The organism is Clostridium senegalense JC122 (assembly GCF_000285575.1).
Taxonomy (GTDB): domain Bacteria; phylum Bacillota; class Clostridia; order Clostridiales; family Clostridiaceae; genus Clostridium_J; species Clostridium_J senegalense.
In genome coordinates this window covers 1,341,678-1,344,817 of record NZ_HE611050.1, presented here as the reverse complement: position 1 = coordinate 1,344,817, position 3,140 = coordinate 1,341,678, and the positions used below count along the sequence as shown (strand labels likewise).

Genomic DNA, 3,140 nt, shown 5'->3' with positions numbered 1-3,140 from the left:
GACAATGTTGGAGGAAACTGGACTGCCAGTTTCTTTAAATTTAAGAGAGTAAATTCTAAGTTTATGATATTAAATTAAACAAAACTAAGATTAAAAGATACGTTTAGCATCACTAGGAACAAAGTGAGTAGTAATAACCATAACTATTCACTGTTCACTTTTAACTAGAAAAGCATTTTCACTCTTAACTTCTAACTAAAAATATGTAATATTTTCAAAATGTACATACGTGACAAGAAGGATAGTTTCATTTAGTGGTACCACCATAAAAAACTTCAGTACTCAACAAAAAGTCTAGTTAAAATAAATTACTGAGCAAGGAACCAATACTTCAGCTGCAAAGCAGTAGGTCTGTTAATTTACCAAAATCCGAGTTTGACTCTAATTTTATATTCAAAATGTAGAAATAGGTGTAATAAAATGTATTTTACATAATTTATTTTTTATTAAAATAAAGAGTTTAATAATAAAAAATAAAGTAATTAACATGAATACTAGAAAAAATTTACAAAACATCTTCTATACGCTTGAAAAATATTAAATAAATGTTTAAAATTATTATGGAATATTATATATTGGTTCAGAAAGTTATAGGGAAGCAAGCTCCAATTTAAATTTGTTCAATAACTTTAAAATATTTTTATATAATATGTATGTTGAATTCTAAGTGATTCGGAGCATGTCTCACTATTTTGGGTATCCAAGTTTTAGAATTGATAATTTAAAGAGTCAACTTGGATATCTATAAATTAAGAAAGGACTTAATTTTATTATGAAGAGAAAAAAATTGATAGCACTATTAGTTATGGGAATGTTATGTTTTAGAAATATAACTGTTTTAGCAGCTGAAAGCAATAGATTATGTGGCAGAACACGTGTGGAGACAGCTATTGAGGTTTCTAAAGAATTTTATAATAAGAATTCTGATAGTACAGGAAATGCGATTTTAGCAGCAGCGTCAGATGAAAATTTAGTAGATTCTTTGGCAGTTTCACCACTTGCATATAAATTAAAAGCTCCAATCTTTTTAAATGACGCTAACAATAGTATAGATGAAGTTACATTAAATGAACTAAAAAGTAGAAATATAAAAAATGTGTACATTTCTACTGGTGAGGGAATAATATCTAAAGAGGCTGAAGAGGAACTTATAGCAAATGGAATGAATGTTATAAGACTTGGGGGAGCAACTAGATATGAAACAGCATTAAATATACTCAATAAGTATAAAGAATTAGGTGGACAAGCTACGAATGTGTGTTTGGTTTCAGGAAATGGAATAGCAGATGCACTATCAATAGCTCCTATAGCAGCAGAAAATTCTATACCAATAGTTTTAGCAAAGGATAGTGATAATGTTGCTAGTGAATTAAAGGAAGTTGTTTACAATGCACAAAAGGTTTATGCAGTAGGTGGAGAAAGTGTATTATCTACGGGCTTGGTAAATGATGTGAAAGGGGAGAGGTTAGCAGGAAAAAATAGATATGCAACTAATATTGAAGTAATTAAGAAATTTTATGGCAGTAGCTTTGAAAATATATATTTTGCTAACGGAAACAATAATCATTTAGTAGATTCTTTAACTGCTTCAGTTTTAGTAGCAGGAAGTAAGGGACCTATAGTTTTACTTGATAATAAGTTAAATAAAGATACAGCAAATGCAATAAATGAAAAAGTTACAAACAATACTAATATGACTTTTTTAGGTGGAGAGGCATTTGTTCCTTCAATTACTATTGATAATATAAAGAATCCTCCAGAAGATAAGCCAATAGAGAAACCTAAAGATATGGGACAAGAAGTTGTAAATTATGCTATGAATTATTTAGGAACTCCTTATGTATGGGGTGGAGATAGTCCAGCTGGTTTTGATTGTTCAGGTTTTGCACAATATGTTTATAGACATTTTGGTGTGGAAATAACGCGAACAACATATACTCAAGTAAATCAAGGTAGTTACGTAGCAAGAGAAAATTTAAGACCAGGAGATTTGGTGTTTTTCACTTACTCTGGTGATGGTGAAGCAGAGCATGTAGGAATGTATGTTGGGAATAATTCGTATATACATTGTCCTCAACCTGGTGATGTAGTTAGAGTATCTACAATAGGATATGGATATATGACTGCAAGAAGAATATTTAATTAGGAAACTGGAGTTTAGATAGTTAAGAGTTATTAGTTAGTTAAGAATTAACAGTTAATAGTTAAGGAAGAAACTGGACTTTGGTCCAGTTTCTTTTTAATTAGAGAGAGTAAAATTTAAGATTGGAAGATTAAACTAACTAAAGATATATTCAAAGTTCACAGCCATAACAAGAAGGACAGGCGTACCAAAGTATGTTTTCAATAAGTTGTTTTTTCAGTGAAATCGAAAGGTTATCAATAAAATCTAAAGCAATCAAAGCCGGTCCTAAAATAGCAGCTTTGCTGCGTAGATGTTTGGGACCGACTTAGAGCAATATTGTAGAAAAGCTAAAATCAACAAAAGTATATATACAAAAGAATAGGAAAGTAGCCAATTACGCGTCTGTCCCTCTTGTAACGGAAGTAGAACTTTGAACGATTGCATACTTAGTTGAGGTAGGGAGTTTGAAAAATTGACAATGGACAATTGAAATTTGACAATGTTGGAGGAAACTGGAGTTTAGATAGTTAAGAGTTAACAGTTAATAGTTAAGAGTTCAGGTTGAAACTGGATCACCAGTTTCTTTGAAATAAAGTAGCTTTGCTGCGTGGAGGTTCGGGACTGGCTTTGAGCTATTAGTGAAAAAATAAAAAATTAGGAGAGCATCATGTGTTAGCGAAGAAAATAAATTTATCGTGCCTGTCCCATTTGTAATGGAGTAAAACTTTAAGTGATTGCATACTTAGTTGAGGTAGGGAGCTTGAAAAATTGACAATGGACAATTGACATTTGACAATGATGGATGAAAGTGCCAAGCACTTTCTTTTTAATCTATAAGTATAATTTGCTTTGCAAATTTATATAAAAAAGTACGTTTAGCATTACTAGGAGCAAAGCGAATAGTAATAACTACAACTGTTAACTATTCACTCTTAACTTTTAACTAGAAAGGCATTTTCACTCTTAACTTGAAATATGTAATATTTTCAAAATGTGCAGCTGTAACAAATTATAT

General features: G+C 30.6%; 1 protein-coding gene. It reads left to right on the top strand.

The window, feature by feature from the left end:
- The first annotated feature begins 772 nt into the window (after nt 1-772).
- Nucleotides 773-2,146, top strand: coding sequence for a cell wall-binding repeat-containing protein (locus CSGHG_RS06855; RefSeq protein ID WP_081496249.1), 1,374 nt, complete (start codon nt 773-775; stop codon nt 2,144-2,146).
- The last annotated feature ends 994 nt before the right edge of the window (nt 2,147-3,140 follow it).

Coding starts and splice junctions, on each gene's coding strand:
- CSGHG_RS06855 (WP_081496249.1), top strand. CDS start 773: ATGAAGAGAAAAAAATTGATAGCACTATTAGTTATGGGAATGTTATGT.